We start from the raw sequence: 15,589 nt of genomic DNA on the forward strand, positions 1-15,589 counted from the left end.
AAGAGCAGATGAAGAAAGAATTTAGCGATTGCCTGGCAACAATTAAACAACTCGTAGCGTCGAATCCCGAAGACCTACTACAAAAGATTTGTGAACTTTTGAAGGAACAGATTTACCACTACGATTGGGTTGGTTTTTACATGCTGGACAACCAGCAATTGGTACTGGGTCCTTTTGCCGGCAAACCAACCGAGCACACCCACATTGCCATTGGTAAGGGAGTTTGCGGGCAGGTAGCCCAACGCGAAGAAGCGATGATTGTGCAAGATGTCAGCCAGCTTGACAACTACATCTCCTGCGGACTGGAGGTTCAATCGGAGATTGTAGTGCCGGTTATGCGAAACGGCAAATTTGTGGCCGAACTGGATATCGACAGCCACTCTCCCGCCCCGTTTCAGCACGACGACCAACACTTTTTGGAACAAGTTTGTGAGCTGGTTGCTGCAAAGTTTGAAGCATAAAAAAAGATCGCCGGAATATCCGGCGATCTTTTCTCTTCTTATATAATTACCAATTAGTAACGTTCACGTCTTTGTGGACGACCACCGCCATCGTAATTATTGTTTCTTCTGAAACGGTCGCCACCGCCACCTTCGCGACGTTGGAAACCACCTTCGCGGCGTGGTCTGAAGCCTGTGTTTTCTCTTGGCTTAGCTTCGTTCACTTTGATGTTTCTGCCTTGTACATCGGCTCCGTCCAAACGAGAAACTGCTTCTGCACCTTCCTGGTCGTCTGCCATTTCAACAAAGCCAAAACCTTTAGCTCTACCGGTTTCCTTGTCTGTAATCAGTTTCACGGAAACAACTTCTCCGAATTGTGAAAATAATTCCGCAACTTCTTCTTCTGAAAGATTGTAGTTTAAATTACCTACGTAAATGTTCATAATTTGAAAAATAAAAAATTAAAATAAAAAATACATGCGGTAAAATCACGGAATTTTCGGAACGGAGATTGATCTTTTTGAAGGAAATAATATCACTGGAACCTAAAAAGCGAGACCCTACCTTAATTAATACAAATAAATAGTTCAAAGAAAATGGCTTTGCCGTAATTTGTACAGGAAGGTAGGTACTTTCCTTGTTCATTGATTACAAGTCATTTCACCATAGTTGATTACAAATATATGGATAGTTTTGACTTGGCAAGCAACTGCAACAGTTTTTTTATTGAAATTTACCGGAATAAGTATCTTTTTTTAATCCACATACAGCACCAGCCCCTTTAAGTACTCGCCTTCAGGGTGATAGATATTAACCGGATGATCGGCTGGTTGTGTTAACTGATGAAGAATTCGCACTTTTCGGCCCGAAATAGCTGCTCCGGAGAACACTGCTTCGCGAAATTTCTCCTTGCTCACCACCTGCGAACAGCTAAAAGTGAACACAATTCCGCCAGGGCGGATCTGTTCGAAGGCTTTTGCATTTAATCGCTTATAAGCCTGTAAGGCTTGATGAAGTGCATTGCGGTGCTTGGCAAATGCCGGCGGATCCAGAATTATCAGATCGTATTTATCCTTAATGTCGCGCATAAAATCGAAGGCATCAGCAACGTATGCCTGGTGACGCGAATCTTCGGGGAAGTTAATTTCAACATTGGCTCGTGTAAGGTCGATGGCTTTGGCCGATGCATCAACCGAATGCACCATTCGCGCATCTCCCTGCATGGCATAAAACGAAAAGCCTCCGCTGTAACAAAACATGTTCAGCACATCGCGCCCCTTGGAGAACTCCTTCACCAGCCGCCGGTTTTCGCGCTGATCGACAAAAAATCCGGTTTTCTGTCCTTCCACCCAATCCACATGAAAAGCATTATCGTACTCTTTGACGATTGTTGCTCCCGAATTGCCCAGCAAATAGCCATTTACCGGTTCAATGTCGGCTTTGTAAGGAAGCGTTTTATCGCTTTTATCGTAAACAGCCTTTAACTGCTCGCCCAGCAATTCTTTCAAAATTTCGGACAGCTCGTTCCGCTGATGGTACATACCAACCGAATGGGCCTGATAAACAGCCGTTCCGTTGTAAAAGTCGACAATCAGACCGGGCATTCCGTCGCCTTCGCCATGAACCAAGCGAAAAACATTGGTGTGTGTGTTATTCAGCAAGCCCAGCGAGGCCCGCAGCTGAATAGCTTCCTGCAAGCGGCTTTTCCAGAAATCGCGGTTAATCACTTCATCCTTAAAAGTCAGGATGCGCACAGCTATCGAGCCAATCTGATAATGGCCGATACCCAAAAATTCGTTCGAGTTGGAGACAACGCGCACCAAATCGCCTTCGTTAACCTCGGCTGTAATTTTTTTGATAGCTCCCGAGAATACCCAGGGGTGAAAACGCTTTAATGATTGTTCTTTGCCTTTGTTCAGAACAACGGTAACCAAATTTTGTGTCATGCTTAAGCTTCAGATAACGATTGGAATATTTCGTGTGCAATCCAGGCATCGGTTGCGGCGTAGGCCTGCTGCCCTTCGGTTAGTACCGGGGATTCCCAGTTGGTCAGGCGCTGCGATTTCGAAATCCGCACACCCAGCACGATACCTGCAATTTTTTTCAAGCTGAAATCGTGAATCCCAAAATCTTTCACTTGTTCCTGCAGCTCTACAAAGCCTCCCGGCTTAAAAAAGCTCAGCTTTTGCAAGGCTTTGATGTCGTCGCGAATAGCAACACCGACCTTGGTAATTTCGGGATTCGCAAGAATGGATTTAATTTCGGGACGTAGCCCGGTTTTGTGAAGTTGAAACAGAAAAGCACGGTCGGCCGTTGACAGCTGCAACAAGGCAACTTTATTGATCTGACCCCGCTTAAACGAGGGTTTTGTTTCGGTATCAAAACCCAACAATGCGGCGCGCTGCAAATATTCGACTGCCTCCAAAACCAATTCATAAGAATCGACCACCGTTATTTCGCCACTAAACGATTTTAACGGTAAAACTTCTAACTCTTCTTTTGTAATACTTTCCTGAAACATTCAACAAAAATAATTATAATACAGAACGATCACACATTTTCGAGCTTTTATGATTCGAGCGGATCATTAAACAGGTTGTTTAGCCAATCCGGCTTCGTATCCTCGAGCGACTCCTCATCGTTCTGAATGGTAACTTCGGTCTCAAAATCAATGGAGCTGTACACCAACGCGTGGATGGCACGCATGGCATTTACCAGCTTCTGGCCCCAGTAATTTTTAAAGTTGTCGATACATTCCCAGAGGGCTTCCTGCATGACAAACTCATCACCGGTGCGGTAACACAGCGCAAAGTCTTTCAGATCCTGATAAATATCGGCCAAATTTTCGGAGATACTGGCTGTTAACGGAACTTCGCTAAACTGCATATCCCGATCGAAAACCTCCTGGTAATCATCGTGCTCTCCCAGCATGTTCATCATACGTTGCTGCAGATAGCTGTAATCAACCTCGCTCACAAATTTCTCGAGCACCACTTCTTCGGTGCTTTCAAAGTTGGGCAACATGCTGGTTTTTAAATAAACCAGTGGTAAAATCTTTTGAATCTTGCTCAGGAAATCGCGTGTTTTGAGACTACCGGCATTTTCAACAAATTTACAATACTCGTTGGCCAGGGTGACAAATTCAATCACTTCCTTCGAGTATACCAACTGATTTAATTGATCTTCTGACATAATTTTGCTGTATCTGTGCGGCAAAAGTAATAAGTTTTACCGTGAAAACCCGAAATTAAATGAGCTGAATCCGGATTTTGCCCGTCAGCCGGATCGGGTACCGGAGGCTGGCCGGGCTATAGCGGAGCATTTCGGGAATACCCCGCCAAACCATTCAACCAAATGAGTAGAGCGGCACTTATCGGCGTTCGTCAAGTGCCGCCTTGTACACGCTTATTGCCCTTTCGCGCGCCTTTTTATGGTCCACGATGGGTGGCGGATAAGCCGAGCTACCGAACTCGGGCACCCATTTTTTAATGTATGCAAAATCGGGGTCGAACTTTTGCTGTTGCAGCGCCGGATTAAAAACCCGGAAGTAAGGTGCGGCATCGCAACCGCAGCCGGCCGCCCACTGCCAGCCACCGTTGTTGGAAGCCAGCTCAAAATCGAGCAGCTTTTCAGCAAACCAGGCTTCCCCCCAATGCCAGTCAATCAGCAAATGTTTGCACAAAAAGCTGGCGGTGACCATACGCACCCGGTTGTGCATATAGCCCGTTGCCTTCAACTCGCGCATACCGGCATCAACCAGCGGATAACCGGTTGTTCCCTCGCACCAGCGGGCAAAATCTTTCTCCGAGTTTTGCCAGGCTATAAAGTTGTATGCCGGTTTGAAGCAGGAGTCGGCAACATGGGGGAAATGCCACAAAATATCCATATAGAAATTTCGCCATATCAGCTCGTTCAAAAAGGTTGACGAATGTTTCAATGCCAAGGCCGTGAGTTGGCGGATGCTAAGCGTTCCAAAGCGCAGATGCACGCCCAGGCGCGAGGTTCCCCCGACAGCCGGAAAATCACGATTGTCGGCATAGGCCTCCAGCAACGCGCTATCGATCGTCATCGGCGGAACTTCATAAGGGCCGTGCTTAAACCCCAGATCCGAATGGTGATACGCTTTCAGCGGCCGGGTTTGCAACAGGTTGCCCAGTAGCTCTTCCGACCGAAAGGCTTGGCAATGCTTTTCGGTTAAGTTTGAAAGCCACTTCTTACTGTAAGGTGTAAAAACGGTGTAGGGAGTTCCATCCGCCTTCAGAATATCGTTTTTGTGAAAAATAACCTGATCCTTGAATGCCCGCAGACGGATGCCATCAGTCTCCAGCAATTGAAAAACAGCTTTGTCGCGTTCGCGGGCATAGGGTTCATAATCCTGATTCGTAAACACCTCAGCAACGGCGTATTCCTTCATCAATCGTTTAAAGGCCTCCACCGGCTTTCCATGATAAATCCACAGCGTACTCCCCTGCTCTTCGAAAAAAGCGTGCAGCTTTTGTACTTCATGCAAGATAAAGCTCACCCGCGAATCTTCCTGCTCGAGATTATTCAGAATATTGCTGTCGAAAATAAAGATTGGCAAAACCGGCTTGCCCGATTTCAGCGCCTGAAACAAACCATGATTATCGGCAACTCGCAGGTCGCGCCGAAACCAAAATACCGCAATTTCTTGTTTATCCATTCGTTGTAAGTTTGTTTGATTATTGAGCGATTTTAAAGATAACCAAACAACTGATATGGCAAACACCAGTTCCAACTCGCCATGGTCAAACACCGATGGAAATTACCCCCTGACAACCGGACAAGGCAAGCACGGATGGAAAAAGCTTCCCGAACGGTCGGTTGAGCCAAGCACGGATGGAAATTGCTTCCCGAACGGTCGGTGGAGGCAAGCACGGATGGAAATTGCTTCCCGAACGGTCGGTGGAGGCAAGCACGGATGGAAATTGCTCCCCGGAACGTCGGTCGAGGCAAGCACGGATGGAAACGCCTTCCTAAAATTGAAACCCAATTTCCAAATGTCCATGCTTCAACTTTCTGTATTCGTTAAAATGAGGCTTCCTTTTTACCCCATTCCCCCAAACCTTCCGATATGAACAGAACAGGATTCCATCAGCGCTATCAATTTTGCATCCATTTTTATAAGTTTGATGTTTCAAAACAGATGATAATTTAACCTGAAAGACATCCCAAAATGACAAAAAGAGGATTTGCAAGCGACAACAATGCCGGTATTCATCCGGCAATTTTAGAAGCTATTGCAAAAGTAAACGAAGGCCATGCTGTTGGCTATGGCGACGATCCGGTAACCCGACAGGCGGTCGAGCGATTTAAACAGGAGTTTGGCGACGACATCGAAGTTTTCTTCACCTTTAACGGCACCGGAGCCAACGTGCTTTCGCTGGCAAGCCTCACGCAAAGTTTCAATTCGATCATCTGTGCCGACACCGCCCACATTCAGGTTGACGAGTGTGGTGCTCCGGAAAAACTCACCGGCTGCAAGCTGATTACCGTTCCCAACCGCCTGGGCAAAATTCACCCCGATGATATCAAAGCTCATCTGCATGGCTTTGGTTTCGAACATCACGCACAGCCGGGGGTCATTTCCATCTCGCAGGTCACCGAGCTGGGGACAATTTACACGGTTGACGAAATTAAAGCAATCGCCGATCTGGCTCACCAACATGGCCTGTTCGTGCATCTGGATGGCGCACGGATTGCCAATGCTGCGGCTGCACTAAATCGGCCCTTCCGCAGTTTTACCCGCGATGCCGGCGTTGATGTACTCTCGTTTGGCGGCACAAAAAACGGGATGATGATGGGCGAAGCTGTTATCTTTTTCAATGCTGAGCAAGCCACGATGACGAAGTATATCCGCAAACAAAGTATGCAGTTGTTTTCGAAAATGCGCTTCATCAGTGCTCAGTTTCTGGCCTATTTCGACGACCAACTGTGGAAAAAAAATGCGGAACATGCCAACCGGATGGCTCGGCTGCTGGAACAGGAAATTGCTAAAGTTGAAGGTGTAACCTTAACACAAAAAACACAGGCCAACGGCGTGTTCGCCATCGTTCCGCCGGCAATTATCGAACCGCTGCAAGAACAATACTTCTTCTACATCTGGGATGAATCGCGCTCAGAAGTACGCTGGATGACCTCTTTTGACACCACGGAAGAGGACATATACGGATTTGTAAACGCGTTAAAATCGTTATTATAGATGCCACTTTTCAACTACTACCCCAATCAACACAAGCCAGACCACGAGCTGGACAAGAAGATTTTCCGCTACAGCATGGTCTTTCCGGCCTTATTTTTATTGGGATTTTGGTTGGTTTTTCTGGTCGAAAACATCCTGGGCGACGATTTTGCGCGGCTGGGCATCTTTCCGCGCACCCTGGAGGGTTTAACCGGTATTCTTTTATCGCCCTTCATTCATGCCAGTTTAAAACACATCGTGGCCAACTCCATTCCCTTTTTCGTGCTCGCCGTTGCGCTGTTTTACTTTTACCGCAGCCTGGCCTGGCGGATTTTCCTGTTAATTTATCTTTTCTCGGGAATTTGCGTGTGGATTGGTGCCCGCGAAGCCTGGCATATTGGCGCCAGCGGCTTAATCTACGGATTGGGGTCATTTCTGTTTTTCAGCGGCCTGCTGCGCAACGATGTCAAGCTGCTAACCATCTCAATTGTTGTGGTATTCCTGTATGGTGGCATGTTTTGGGGAATCTTCCCCATTGAACCGGGCATATCGTGGGAAAGCCATCTGTGGGGCGGGATTAGCGGCCTGGTATTGAGTGTTTTTTATCGCAAACAAGGCCCCCAGCGAAGCCGTTACGAGTGGGAAGATGAACCCGAGGACGATGCAACCGATCTTTCGGAAGAGCCAGCCGGAGAACAAACTGATTCACTGCACCATTCATCGGAAAGTGAAGAAATTGAAAAAAGCTAATTCAATGCTCATTGCCAGTCGGGAAATTTTTTAACTTTGCCCCCTCTTAAAAAAGAAATTAGTTCTATACAAAATGATTAGCAGAAGAATTATCCGCACCAAAGTATTACAGGTTTTATACGCCTTCTATACCTCTCCGGAGAGATCGATTAACCAGAGCGAAAAAGAACTCTTTTTCAGCATGCAGAAAACTTACGACCTTTACCATCATTTATTTCAGCTGGTAGTCGAAATTGCGGATCAGGCAAACTCGATCATCGAGCTTCGTAAGAAAAAGCACTTTCCGACCGAAGAAGATTTAAATCCAAACACCCGGTTTATCAGCAACCACCTTATTCATCAGCTAAGAACCAACAAGGCCTTACTGAAGAGCCTGGAGCAATCCAAATTAAGCTGGTCGAACGAACCCGAGCTCATTAAAAAGCTTTACAATACCCTGGTTAGCTCCGATTTCTACATCGACTACATGAGCAAGCCAGAGCGTAACTTTGCCGACGACAAAAAAGTTATTGAGCTGATTTTTGCTGAAATAATCCTTCAATCGGACGATTTGTTCGATATCCTGGAAGAACAAAGCATTTACTGGAACGACGACATCGATTTTGTCATCAGCATGATCATTAAAACCATCCGTAAATTCAAGGAGTTCTTCAACGAGAACAGTGCATTGATGCCAATTTTCAAGGATGACGAAGACGAAAAATTCACCAAAGACCTCTTCCGAAAATGCATTGTCAACCACGACGAGTTAAAGAAAATTGTGGAGCAATACACCGAAAACTGGGATGTTGAGCGCATTGCCTTTATCGACAAGCTGATTATGGAAATGGCCATTGCCGAATTTCTGTATTTTCCCTCGGTACCAACCAAGGTTAGTTTGAACGAATACATCGAACTGTCGAAATATTACAGTACCGAAAAGAGCCGCAACTTTATCAATGGTATTTTGGACAAAGCACTCAAGGCCTTGAAAAAAGACGAGCGCATTCAGAAAGCCGGCCGCGGACTAATCGGAGAAATGGACTAAGCGCGATGAGACTGCCCTTCCTGTTGATTTTAATTCTGGCTGTAGTAGCCTGCCAACCGGCAAGCAAACCGGCCAAAAACGAAGCAGCCGCCAAAGGCGAACCAAAATTTGGCATTCAGAAAGAAATCCATAATTTTGGAACCATTCAGGCCGGAGAGCTTCTTTCGTTCAGCTTTCAATTTAGCAACGAAGGCACGGGCGAATTAATAATCGACAGCATCACGGCCGATTGTGGTTGTATCGAAATTAATTTTCCGAAGCAAGCCATCACAGCCGGAGAACACCAGTACATCGAAGTGCTGTTTAACTCGGCTGGCGAAGTGGGCAATGTGCTGAAACAAATCCGGGTTTATACCAACGCGGATAAAACGGCACAGGAATTGCTGATTACGGCCACAGTCGAAAACGACTTGTTAAACATTTATAACTAAATAAAAGACACAAATGAATTACTTATTGATGGCTCCGCAACAAGGAGCTGAACAGAATCCGCTGATGACTTTCCTGCCAATGATTTTGGTAATCGTGGTATTCTATTTTTTCATGATCAGACCGCAGATGAAAAAGCAAAAGGAACTGCGGAAATTCCGCGAGAGTCTGGCCAAAGGCGACAAAGTGGTTACAACCGGCGGCATCTACGGTAAAGTTGCCGACATCAAAGAAAACTATGTGCTGTTGCAGGTTGACGACAATGTTAAGTTACGTGTCGATAAGTCGGCTGTTGTAAAAGACATGTCAGACGTACCACAGCAAAAATAAATTGACATTATCCGAAATACGAGAGGGCCGACATTTTAGTCTGCCCTTTTTTTTATCTTTGAAATCGTGAAAAAGATCTGGCTCAACATACACCTGCTTTACCGCAAGCTAACGGCGAAAGACGATCGGCGCCTGATGGTTTTCCTGATTTGTCTGGTCATTGCAACGGTGTTTTGGTTCTTAAATGCCCTGAACAAGCAATACACGGTCGACTTGCGCTTTCCGGTGAAGTACACCAATCTGCCTAAAAATAAAATTTTAGCCAACTCACCTCCCGATGAATTCACGCTGAAAGTTAATTCATGGGGATTCACCATCCTGCGTCATAAGCTGAGCATGGCTTTTTCGCCCCTGGTATTCAACGTAAACGAATTTACCGCCGGACAGATGGAAAACTCCCCCAACTCGCAGTTTCGGGTGGCAACCCGGCAATATATTAACCGCCTGTCGAGTCAGGTAAGTAACGAGCTAAAAATCATCGACATTCAACCCGATTCGCTACATTTCAATTTCGACCGGTTAGTCAGCAAAAAGGTAAAAGTAAAGCCGGTGGTTAGCTATACGTTAAAAAAGCAATATTATGTAGAAGGGCCCATTACGACCGAGCCCGACTCGGTGCTGATATCCGGAGCCGAATCCATTCTGGACACAATTCAATTTGTACAAACCAAGGCACAACAGTTTAAAGAGCTCGATAAGAACGTCCTGCGCAATGTGCCGCTGGAAAGCTCCGACGCCTACCAGACCGAGCCGGGCCGCGTCATGCTCCAAATCCCGCTCGAAGAATTTACCGAGAAACAAGTAATTGTGCCAATCCGGGTTACCGACGTGCCCGAACAAGTAAACGTGAAGCTTTTTCCGGACAAAGCCAAGATCAGCTTCATGGTTGGTCTGAGCCACTTTTCAACCATTACAGCCAACGATTTTAGCCTCTCGGTCTCCTATGCCGACATTGAAGCTAAAAAGGAGATATTAACCATCAGCCTGAATGCTGAACCACTCAACATCCTGTCGGTTACGGTTAGTCCCGAGCAGGTGGAGTATTTAATTGAGATGAAGTAACAATGATAAAAGTTGGAGTTACCGGAGGAATTGGCAGCGGAAAATCAACCATCTGCCATTTTTTCAGGACAATTGGCATCCCTGTTTTCGAAGCTGACACCGAAGCCAAAAAATTAATCAACAATTCGGAAACCATCCGATATCAGCTCAAAGCCTTGTTTGGCCCCGAGATTTACCTGCCCAATCAAAGCATTGACCGAAAAAAGTTAGCCTCGCTGATTTTTAATTCACCATCTTTGCTGCAAAAGGTCAATGGCGTTGTCCACCCCGAGGTGCGCAACTACTTCTTTCAGTGGTGCGAGCAGCAAACATCAGCTTACATCATTCACGAAGCGGCGATCATGTTCGAGAGTGGCTTTTATGAAATGATGGACTACACGCTTCTGGTTACTGCCCCCGAAGAAATGCGCATACAGCGGGTTATAAAGCGGGAAAACACCGATGCGCAAAGCGTCCGTGCGCGGATGGAAAAACAATGGACAGATGAACAAAAAGCGGCACTGGCCGATTTCATTATTCAGAATGATGGCACAAAATTGGTAGTTCCGCAGCTTATTGAATTGGATAAAAAATTTAGAACGAATGGGTAAATTTGCAAAATGGGTCGCCGGCGGTTTAGGCTGGGCATTTCTTGGCCCGATTGGAGGAATAATCGGATTTGTAGTCGGCTCGATGCTTGAAAACGAAAATCAACCGCCGAATGGGCACAGCTATCAACCGCATGGTTCGGCCAGCGGACAAGCAACGCAAACAACAACCGGTGGCTATGTGATGAGCCTGCTGGTGCTGGTTGCCGCCGTGATGAAAGCCGACGGTAAAGTGCTGAAATCGGAACTAAACTACGTGAAAGACTTTTTCGTCCGCTCGTTTGGAGCCGACTCAGCGCAGGAAGCCGTTCAGCTGCTGCGTGACTTGCTGAACCAAAACATCCCGGTTCAGGATGTATGCCGGCAGATTGAGAAAAATATGGACTACTCGGCGCGCTTGCAGCTGTTGCACTTTTTGTTTGGCATTGCCCAGGCCGATGGACAGGTAGATGTTACTGAAGCCAACTTAATTACTCAGATAGCGCAGCAGATGGGCATCACCGGTAAAGATTTCGAATCGATTAAATCGATGTTTATTGCCAATACCGAGGCTGCCTACAAAATTTTGGAGATCGAATCGACAGCCACCAACGAAGAAATTAAAAAGGCCTACCGCAAAATGGCCATGAAATACCATCCCGATAAAGTGAGCTACCTGGGCGAAGACTTCCAGAATGCCGCTAAAGAGAAATTCCAGAAAGTGAACGAAGCCTACGAACAACTCAAAAAAGAACGTAGCTTCGCCTAATAAATTCGAAAAACAACAGATGCAATACATTAAAGCAACTTTTACGTTGGATCCCGACAACGAAGTCAATCGGGAAATACTGACAGCTTACCTGTCGGAACTGGACTTTGAAAGTTTCGATGAGAGCGACGAAAAGCTGAATGCCTTCTACCCCGTTGGCAAGGTTTCGGGACAAGCCATCGGACAAATACTGGAGCAACTGCCCTTCGAGGTATCGGTTACCGAAGAAGAAATGCCCGACATTAACTGGAACGAAGAATGGGAAAAAAATTACTTTCAGCCCTTGCTCATTGGCAACGACTGTTTGATTCGAGCGCCCTTTCATACGGAATACCCCAAGGTGGATTACGAAATTGTTATTGAGCCCAACATGGCCTTCGGCACGGGCAATCACGAAACCACCTCGCTGATGATTGAACACATCCGCGAACTGAATATGGAAGGCGAAACCGTGCTCGACATGGGCTGCGGAACCGGCATACTGGGCATCTTCGCATCGATGCGCGGCTGCCAGTCGGTAACAGCCATCGATATTGACGCCTGGGCTTTTGAGAGCGTGGTTGAAAACTGCCGCCTCAACAATATCAACAACATGGAAGCTTTTATTGGCGATGCCTCCTTGCTGGGCAACAAACAATACGATGTTATTTTGGCCAATATCCAGAAAAACATCATCATGCAGGATATCGAAAAATACAACAGCGTACTGAAAGATGGTGGTATTCTCATAGTCAGTGGTTTTTACAAGGACGACCTGGAAGATATTCTCGCCCGGGCTTCGGAGCTTTTCCTTCGCAAACTCGAAATCAAAGAAAAAAACAACTGGATAGCCTGCGCGTTCGAAAAATAGACACACCACATTCATTAAAATATGCCCAAAAGGAAGAGCTTGAAACCAAACTCTTCCTTTTTTATTTTGGTCATAATTTTCCGGCAAGCCCGCGCCATCCGCTACCTTTTACCTATATTTGAAGTTTGGCTACTGCAAAGCATCGAAAATGCTGAAGCCCGAAATCGATATTGAGTTTTAAGAAGTTGTGCACCTATGTCCCAGGAATTGATTATCGGATTAACCGAACACCGAACCTTCGGCTATTTATTTCAAGCCTTTTTAATCGAACAGAAGCGATCGTTTTACACCATCACCAAGATGGTGAAACAGCGCGATATTGAAGTGCTGCAACTCAACAACGAGCAAGCCGAGCTGGTAAAACTGGTGGAGCAATACAGCGACGAGAAATTGGTTCAGAAGTTTTCGAAGAAGAAAGAATCGAGCAAATTTTTCCACCAGATGGATCCCGCTTTGTTCGAACAACAGATCAGTCCCTACATCGATAAATACCTGGTTCGCATCATCCGGCTTTTGATGCGGGGCAATACCCGCCTATTTCTGAAACAAGCCAAATACTCGAACCTCTACGATGAAGACCTGATTGTTGTTCAACCGCAGTATACCGACTGTTGCTTTTGCTTCAACCGCACGCCCGAAGGTACCCACTACAGCCTTGAAATTTCGTATGATGGAGCACCCATTAGGCTATTCCATAAGTCTATCACAATGGTTAGCAACGAGCCGGGAGCCTTCATCTACCAAGGCCGGTTGTATGCCTTCGAAAAACTAAGTGTGAAGAAATTGCTGCCTTTTCTCGACAAGGAAAGCATTTTCATCGCCTCTCAGGTCGAGGAGAAATACTACAAGAGTTTTGTGCATAATTGCCTGTTGGAATATCCGGTGCGGGCGCAAGGTTTTACTATCATTGATGGCGATGTCGACCAACAAGTCAGCCTGTCGCTGGAACCCAACCTGCAGATGGACGCCGTGCTTATTCCACGCTTCCGTTACGGGCAAAACGAATATCTGGCCAACAATAAAACAGAGCTGGTCATCGATTTTAGTGTACAGGCCAATCAATACCAATTCACAAAAATCAACCGTGACAGATCGTGGGAAGAAACCCAGCTGGCCTATCTGAGCAAACTGGGTCTTCGCGAAGAAAACGGCAGTTTCGTTCCGCTGAAAGCGCAGCTGTTAAGCGGCCAGGATCGGCTGTATGAAATTATAAACTGGCTGAACCGCCACAAACAAGAATTGCAGGAAAGCGGATTCACGTTCACCCAAAACCGATTGGATAAAGTTTACTCAACCGAACATCAGGAGCTGGAGCTGGAAGTAAAGGAGGGCGAAGACTGGTTCGACATTTATGCCTACGTACAGTTTGGCGAGTTTCGGATTCCGTTTATCAAGTTGAAACGACACATTCTGGGGGGCATCCGCGAGTTTGAGTTGCCCAACGGCGAGCATGCCATTCTGCCCAAGGAATGGTTCTCGGACTACGCCGACCTGCTTCCCTTTACCAAACAGGAAGGGAATAACCTGCGCCTGAAAAAGCACCATTTTCAACTGCTTCAACAAAAGCTGAAAGGTCTGGATAAAAGCTTCTTCAACCGGCTGCAGGATGTGGCAACAAAGGCCGGAAAACCCGTTGCCGTACCACGCAACCTGCAAGCCACACTCCGTTCGTACCAGCACCAGGGCTTTTCGTGGATGTATAACCTTTTTGAAAACCAGCTGGGCGGATGCCTGGCCGACGATATGGGACTGGGTAAAACCCTGCAAACGCTCACACTGCTGCTCAAGCTAAAGCGGTTGAAAAGCACAATGGAGATCCCGGAATTTGAGCCAAACAGCGATCAGGGCGACCTGTTTGCCAAGCCCCCGAGAACGGAGACAACTGAGCCTGCGGAAACACCGAAGATACAAGCAGCAAGCCTCATTGTGATGCCAACATCCCTGTTGCATAACTGGCACAACGAAATCCAAAAGTTCACGCCATCGCTAAAAGTATACCGCCACTTTGGCGTATCGCGCAAACGAACCGGGAACTTCAGAACGCAGGCAAATTATTACGATGTGATCCTGACGAGCTACGGAACCATTCGCAACGACTTCGAGATGCTCCGGGATATCGAGTTTTTCTACGTCATTTTGGATGAAAGTCAGTATATCAAGAATCCGGGATCGAAAACCTACCAGACTATTTCGCAGCTAAAAGCCAAACACCGCCTGGTATTAACAGGTACTCCGATCGAAAACTCGCTGTCGGATCTTTGGGCTCAGATGAATTTCGTCAACAAAGGATTGCTGGGCAACCTGGCCTTCTTTAAGCGCGAATTTATTACGCCAATCGAGAAGAAGAGCGACCCGGAGAAACAGCAAAAGCTGCAAACGCTCATCCGCCCCTTCATACTGCGGCGCACCAAAGAACAAGTTGCCGGCGACTTGCCGCCGGTGACTGAGCAAATTCGCTATTGCGCCATGGCCAGCGAGCAAAAGCGGATTTACGAACTCGAAAAGTCGGCCATCCGCAACAGCATTCTGGAGAATATCGATCAGGAAGGCGTTGAAAAATCAGCTTTTGTGGTGCTGCAAGGCCTAACCAAGCTACGCCAACTGGCCAACCACCCGTCGATGTTGCAAGGTGCCGACGAAACCGAGTCCGGTAAGTTTGAACAGATTCTGGACACACTCGAAAGTCTGCTTGCAGAGAAACACAAGGTACTGATATTTTCATCCTTTGTAAAACACCTGGAGTTGGTTAAACAGCAACTGGAAAACCGAAAGTGGAAATATTCGCTGCTCACCGGGCAAACAGCCAACCGCGCCGACGTGATTCAAAGCTTTCAGGACGATCCGGAAAACCGCGTCTTTCTGATCTCGCTCAAAGCCGGCGGTGTGGGCCTGAATCTCACATCGGCCGACTACGTCTTCATCATCGATCCGTGGTGGAACCCCGCAGCCGAGATGCAAGCCATTGCCCGCGCACACCGCATCGGTCAAAATAAGAAGGTAATCGTATATCGTTTTATTACTGAAGGAAGTATCGAAGAAAAAATCCTTGCCCTGCAGGATCGTAAATCGTCGCTAGCCGAAAAATTCATCAATTCAAACAATCCGTTTAAGGCCATCAGCCGCGAAGAAATCATAAACTTATTCAGCTAAAAACGTAATGTATAACC

At 46.7% G+C, this 15,589-nt stretch carries 16 protein-coding genes; 11 read left to right on the forward strand and 5 right to left on the reverse strand.

Annotated features, from left to right (window positions below; genetic code table 11):
* Positions 1–8: 8 nt before the first annotated feature.
* Positions 9–461, forward strand: a complete 453-nt coding sequence (locus C8N47_RS12785) for a GAF domain-containing protein (protein WP_107822963.1) — start codon at positions 9–11, stop codon at positions 459–461.
* A 53-nt stretch (positions 462–514) separates the two neighbouring features.
* Here the strand turns inward: C8N47_RS12785 and C8N47_RS12790 are convergent, their stop codons facing one another.
* The 5 genes from C8N47_RS12790 to C8N47_RS12810 form a co-directional block, all read right to left on the reverse strand.
* Positions 515–883, reverse strand: a complete 369-nt coding sequence (locus tag C8N47_RS12790; protein ID WP_107822964.1) for an RNA recognition motif domain-containing protein — start codon at positions 881–883, stop codon at positions 515–517.
* A gap of 312 nt (positions 884–1,195) precedes the next feature.
* Positions 1,196–2,386, reverse strand: coding sequence for a class I SAM-dependent rRNA methyltransferase (locus tag C8N47_RS12795; protein ID WP_107822965.1), 1,191 nt, complete (start codon positions 2,384–2,386; stop codon positions 1,196–1,198).
* 2 nt (positions 2,387–2,388) lie between these two features.
* Positions 2,389–2,961, reverse strand: a complete 573-nt coding sequence (locus C8N47_RS12800) for a 3'-5' exonuclease (RefSeq protein WP_107822966.1) — start codon at positions 2,959–2,961, stop codon at positions 2,389–2,391.
* 47 nt (positions 2,962–3,008) lie between these two features.
* Positions 3,009–3,632, reverse strand: a complete 624-nt coding sequence (locus C8N47_RS12805) for a DUF5063 domain-containing protein (RefSeq protein ID WP_107822967.1) — start codon at positions 3,630–3,632, stop codon at positions 3,009–3,011.
* A gap of 178 nt (positions 3,633–3,810) precedes the next feature.
* On the reverse strand, positions 3,811–5,121 hold the full coding sequence (locus tag C8N47_RS12810) for a cryptochrome/photolyase family protein (protein WP_107822968.1): 1,311 nt from the start codon (positions 5,119–5,121) through the stop codon (positions 3,811–3,813).
* Positions 5,122–5,634: 513 nt separating this feature from the next.
* Between C8N47_RS12810 and C8N47_RS12820 the strand changes: the two genes are divergently transcribed.
* The 10 genes from C8N47_RS12820 (at position 5,635) to C8N47_RS12865 (ending at position 15,572) form a co-directional block, all read left to right on the forward strand.
* The gene (locus tag C8N47_RS12820) at positions 5,635–6,660 is read left to right on the forward strand and encodes a threonine aldolase family protein (RefSeq protein ID WP_107822970.1); all 1,026 of its coding nucleotides are present in this window, start codon (positions 5,635–5,637) and stop codon (positions 6,658–6,660) included.
* Positions 6,661–7,389 carry a rhomboid family intramembrane serine protease gene (locus tag C8N47_RS12825; RefSeq protein ID WP_107822971.1) on the forward strand — a complete coding sequence of 243 codons (729 nt, stop codon included), beginning with the start codon at positions 6,661–6,663 and terminating at the stop codon, positions 7,387–7,389.
* A gap of 73 nt (positions 7,390–7,462) precedes the next feature.
* Complete coding sequence (gene nusB, locus C8N47_RS12830; RefSeq protein WP_107822972.1) at positions 7,463–8,416, forward strand: transcription antitermination factor NusB; 954 nt, start codon at positions 7,463–7,465, stop codon at positions 8,414–8,416.
* A gap of 5 nt (positions 8,417–8,421) precedes the next feature.
* A complete protein-coding gene (locus C8N47_RS12835) occupies positions 8,422–8,847 on the forward strand; it encodes a DUF1573 domain-containing protein (protein ID WP_107822973.1) in 426 nt (141 codons plus the stop codon).
* Positions 8,848–8,860: 13 nt separating this feature from the next.
* Positions 8,861–9,175 (forward strand): preprotein translocase subunit YajC, encoded by a 315-nt coding sequence (gene yajC / locus C8N47_RS12840; RefSeq protein WP_107822974.1) that lies wholly within the window; start codon positions 8,861–8,863, stop codon positions 9,173–9,175.
* 66 nt (positions 9,176–9,241) lie between these two features.
* Positions 9,242–10,237, forward strand: coding sequence for a CdaR family protein (locus C8N47_RS12845; protein WP_107822975.1), 996 nt, complete (start codon positions 9,242–9,244; stop codon positions 10,235–10,237).
* A gap of 2 nt (positions 10,238–10,239) precedes the next feature.
* Entirely contained in the window at positions 10,240–10,827 is a 588-nt protein-coding gene (gene coaE, locus C8N47_RS12850; protein WP_107822976.1) for a dephospho-CoA kinase, read from the forward strand.
* Entirely contained in the window at positions 10,820–11,572 is a 753-nt protein-coding gene (locus C8N47_RS12855; RefSeq protein ID WP_107822977.1) for a TerB family tellurite resistance protein, read from the forward strand. The genes coaE and C8N47_RS12855 overlap by 8 nt, the downstream gene beginning before the upstream one ends.
* A 19-nt stretch (positions 11,573–11,591) precedes the next feature.
* Positions 11,592–12,422: a 50S ribosomal protein L11 methyltransferase gene (prmA, locus tag C8N47_RS12860; protein WP_107822978.1), complete on the forward strand. Its 831-nt coding sequence runs from the start codon at positions 11,592–11,594 to the stop codon at positions 12,420–12,422.
* Positions 12,423–12,617: 195 nt separating this feature from the next.
* Complete coding sequence (locus C8N47_RS12865) at positions 12,618–15,572, forward strand: DEAD/DEAH box helicase (protein ID WP_107822979.1); 2,955 nt, start codon at positions 12,618–12,620, stop codon at positions 15,570–15,572.
* The last annotated feature ends 17 nt before the right edge of the window (positions 15,573–15,589 follow it).

It is taken from the genome of Mangrovibacterium marinum, from assembly GCF_003046625.1.
In the GTDB taxonomy this organism is placed as follows: Bacteria; Bacteroidota; Bacteroidia; order Bacteroidales; family Prolixibacteraceae; genus Mangrovibacterium; species Mangrovibacterium marinum.

Excerpts from the sequence above, each read along its gene's own strand:
- C8N47_RS12820 (WP_107822970.1), top strand. The coding sequence starts at position 5,635 with ATGACAAAAAGAGGATTTGCAAGCGACAACAATGCCGGTATTCATCCG.
- C8N47_RS12825 (WP_107822971.1), top strand. The coding sequence starts at position 6,661 with ATGCCACTTTTCAACTACTACCCCAATCAACACAAGCCAGACCACGAG.
- C8N47_RS12805 (WP_107822967.1), bottom strand. The coding sequence starts at position 3,632 with ATGTCAGAAGATCAATTAAATCAGTTGGTATACTCGAAGGAAGTGATT.
- C8N47_RS12785 (WP_107822963.1), top strand. The coding sequence starts at position 9 with ATGAAGAAAGAATTTAGCGATTGCCTGGCAACAATTAAACAACTCGTA.
- C8N47_RS12800 (WP_107822966.1), bottom strand. The coding sequence starts at position 2,961 with ATGTTTCAGGAAAGTATTACAAAAGAAGAGTTAGAAGTTTTACCGTTA.
- prmA (WP_107822978.1), top strand. The coding sequence starts at position 11,592 with ATGCAATACATTAAAGCAACTTTTACGTTGGATCCCGACAACGAAGTC.
- C8N47_RS12835 (WP_107822973.1), top strand. The coding sequence starts at position 8,422 with ATGAGACTGCCCTTCCTGTTGATTTTAATTCTGGCTGTAGTAGCCTGC.
- coaE (WP_107822976.1), top strand. The coding sequence starts at position 10,240 with ATGATAAAAGTTGGAGTTACCGGAGGAATTGGCAGCGGAAAATCAACC.
- nusB (WP_107822972.1), top strand. The coding sequence starts at position 7,463 with ATGATTAGCAGAAGAATTATCCGCACCAAAGTATTACAGGTTTTATAC.
- C8N47_RS12795 (WP_107822965.1), bottom strand. The coding sequence starts at position 2,386 with ATGACACAAAATTTGGTTACCGTTGTTCTGAACAAAGGCAAAGAACAA.
- C8N47_RS12855 (WP_107822977.1), top strand. The coding sequence starts at position 10,820 with ATGGGTAAATTTGCAAAATGGGTCGCCGGCGGTTTAGGCTGGGCATTT.
- C8N47_RS12790 (WP_107822964.1), bottom strand. The coding sequence starts at position 883 with ATGAACATTTACGTAGGTAATTTAAACTACAATCTTTCAGAAGAAGAA.
- C8N47_RS12810 (WP_107822968.1), bottom strand. The coding sequence starts at position 5,121 with ATGGATAAACAAGAAATTGCGGTATTTTGGTTTCGGCGCGACCTGCGA.
- yajC (WP_107822974.1), top strand. The coding sequence starts at position 8,861 with ATGAATTACTTATTGATGGCTCCGCAACAAGGAGCTGAACAGAATCCG.
- C8N47_RS12865 (WP_107822979.1), top strand. The coding sequence starts at position 12,618 with ATGTCCCAGGAATTGATTATCGGATTAACCGAACACCGAACCTTCGGC.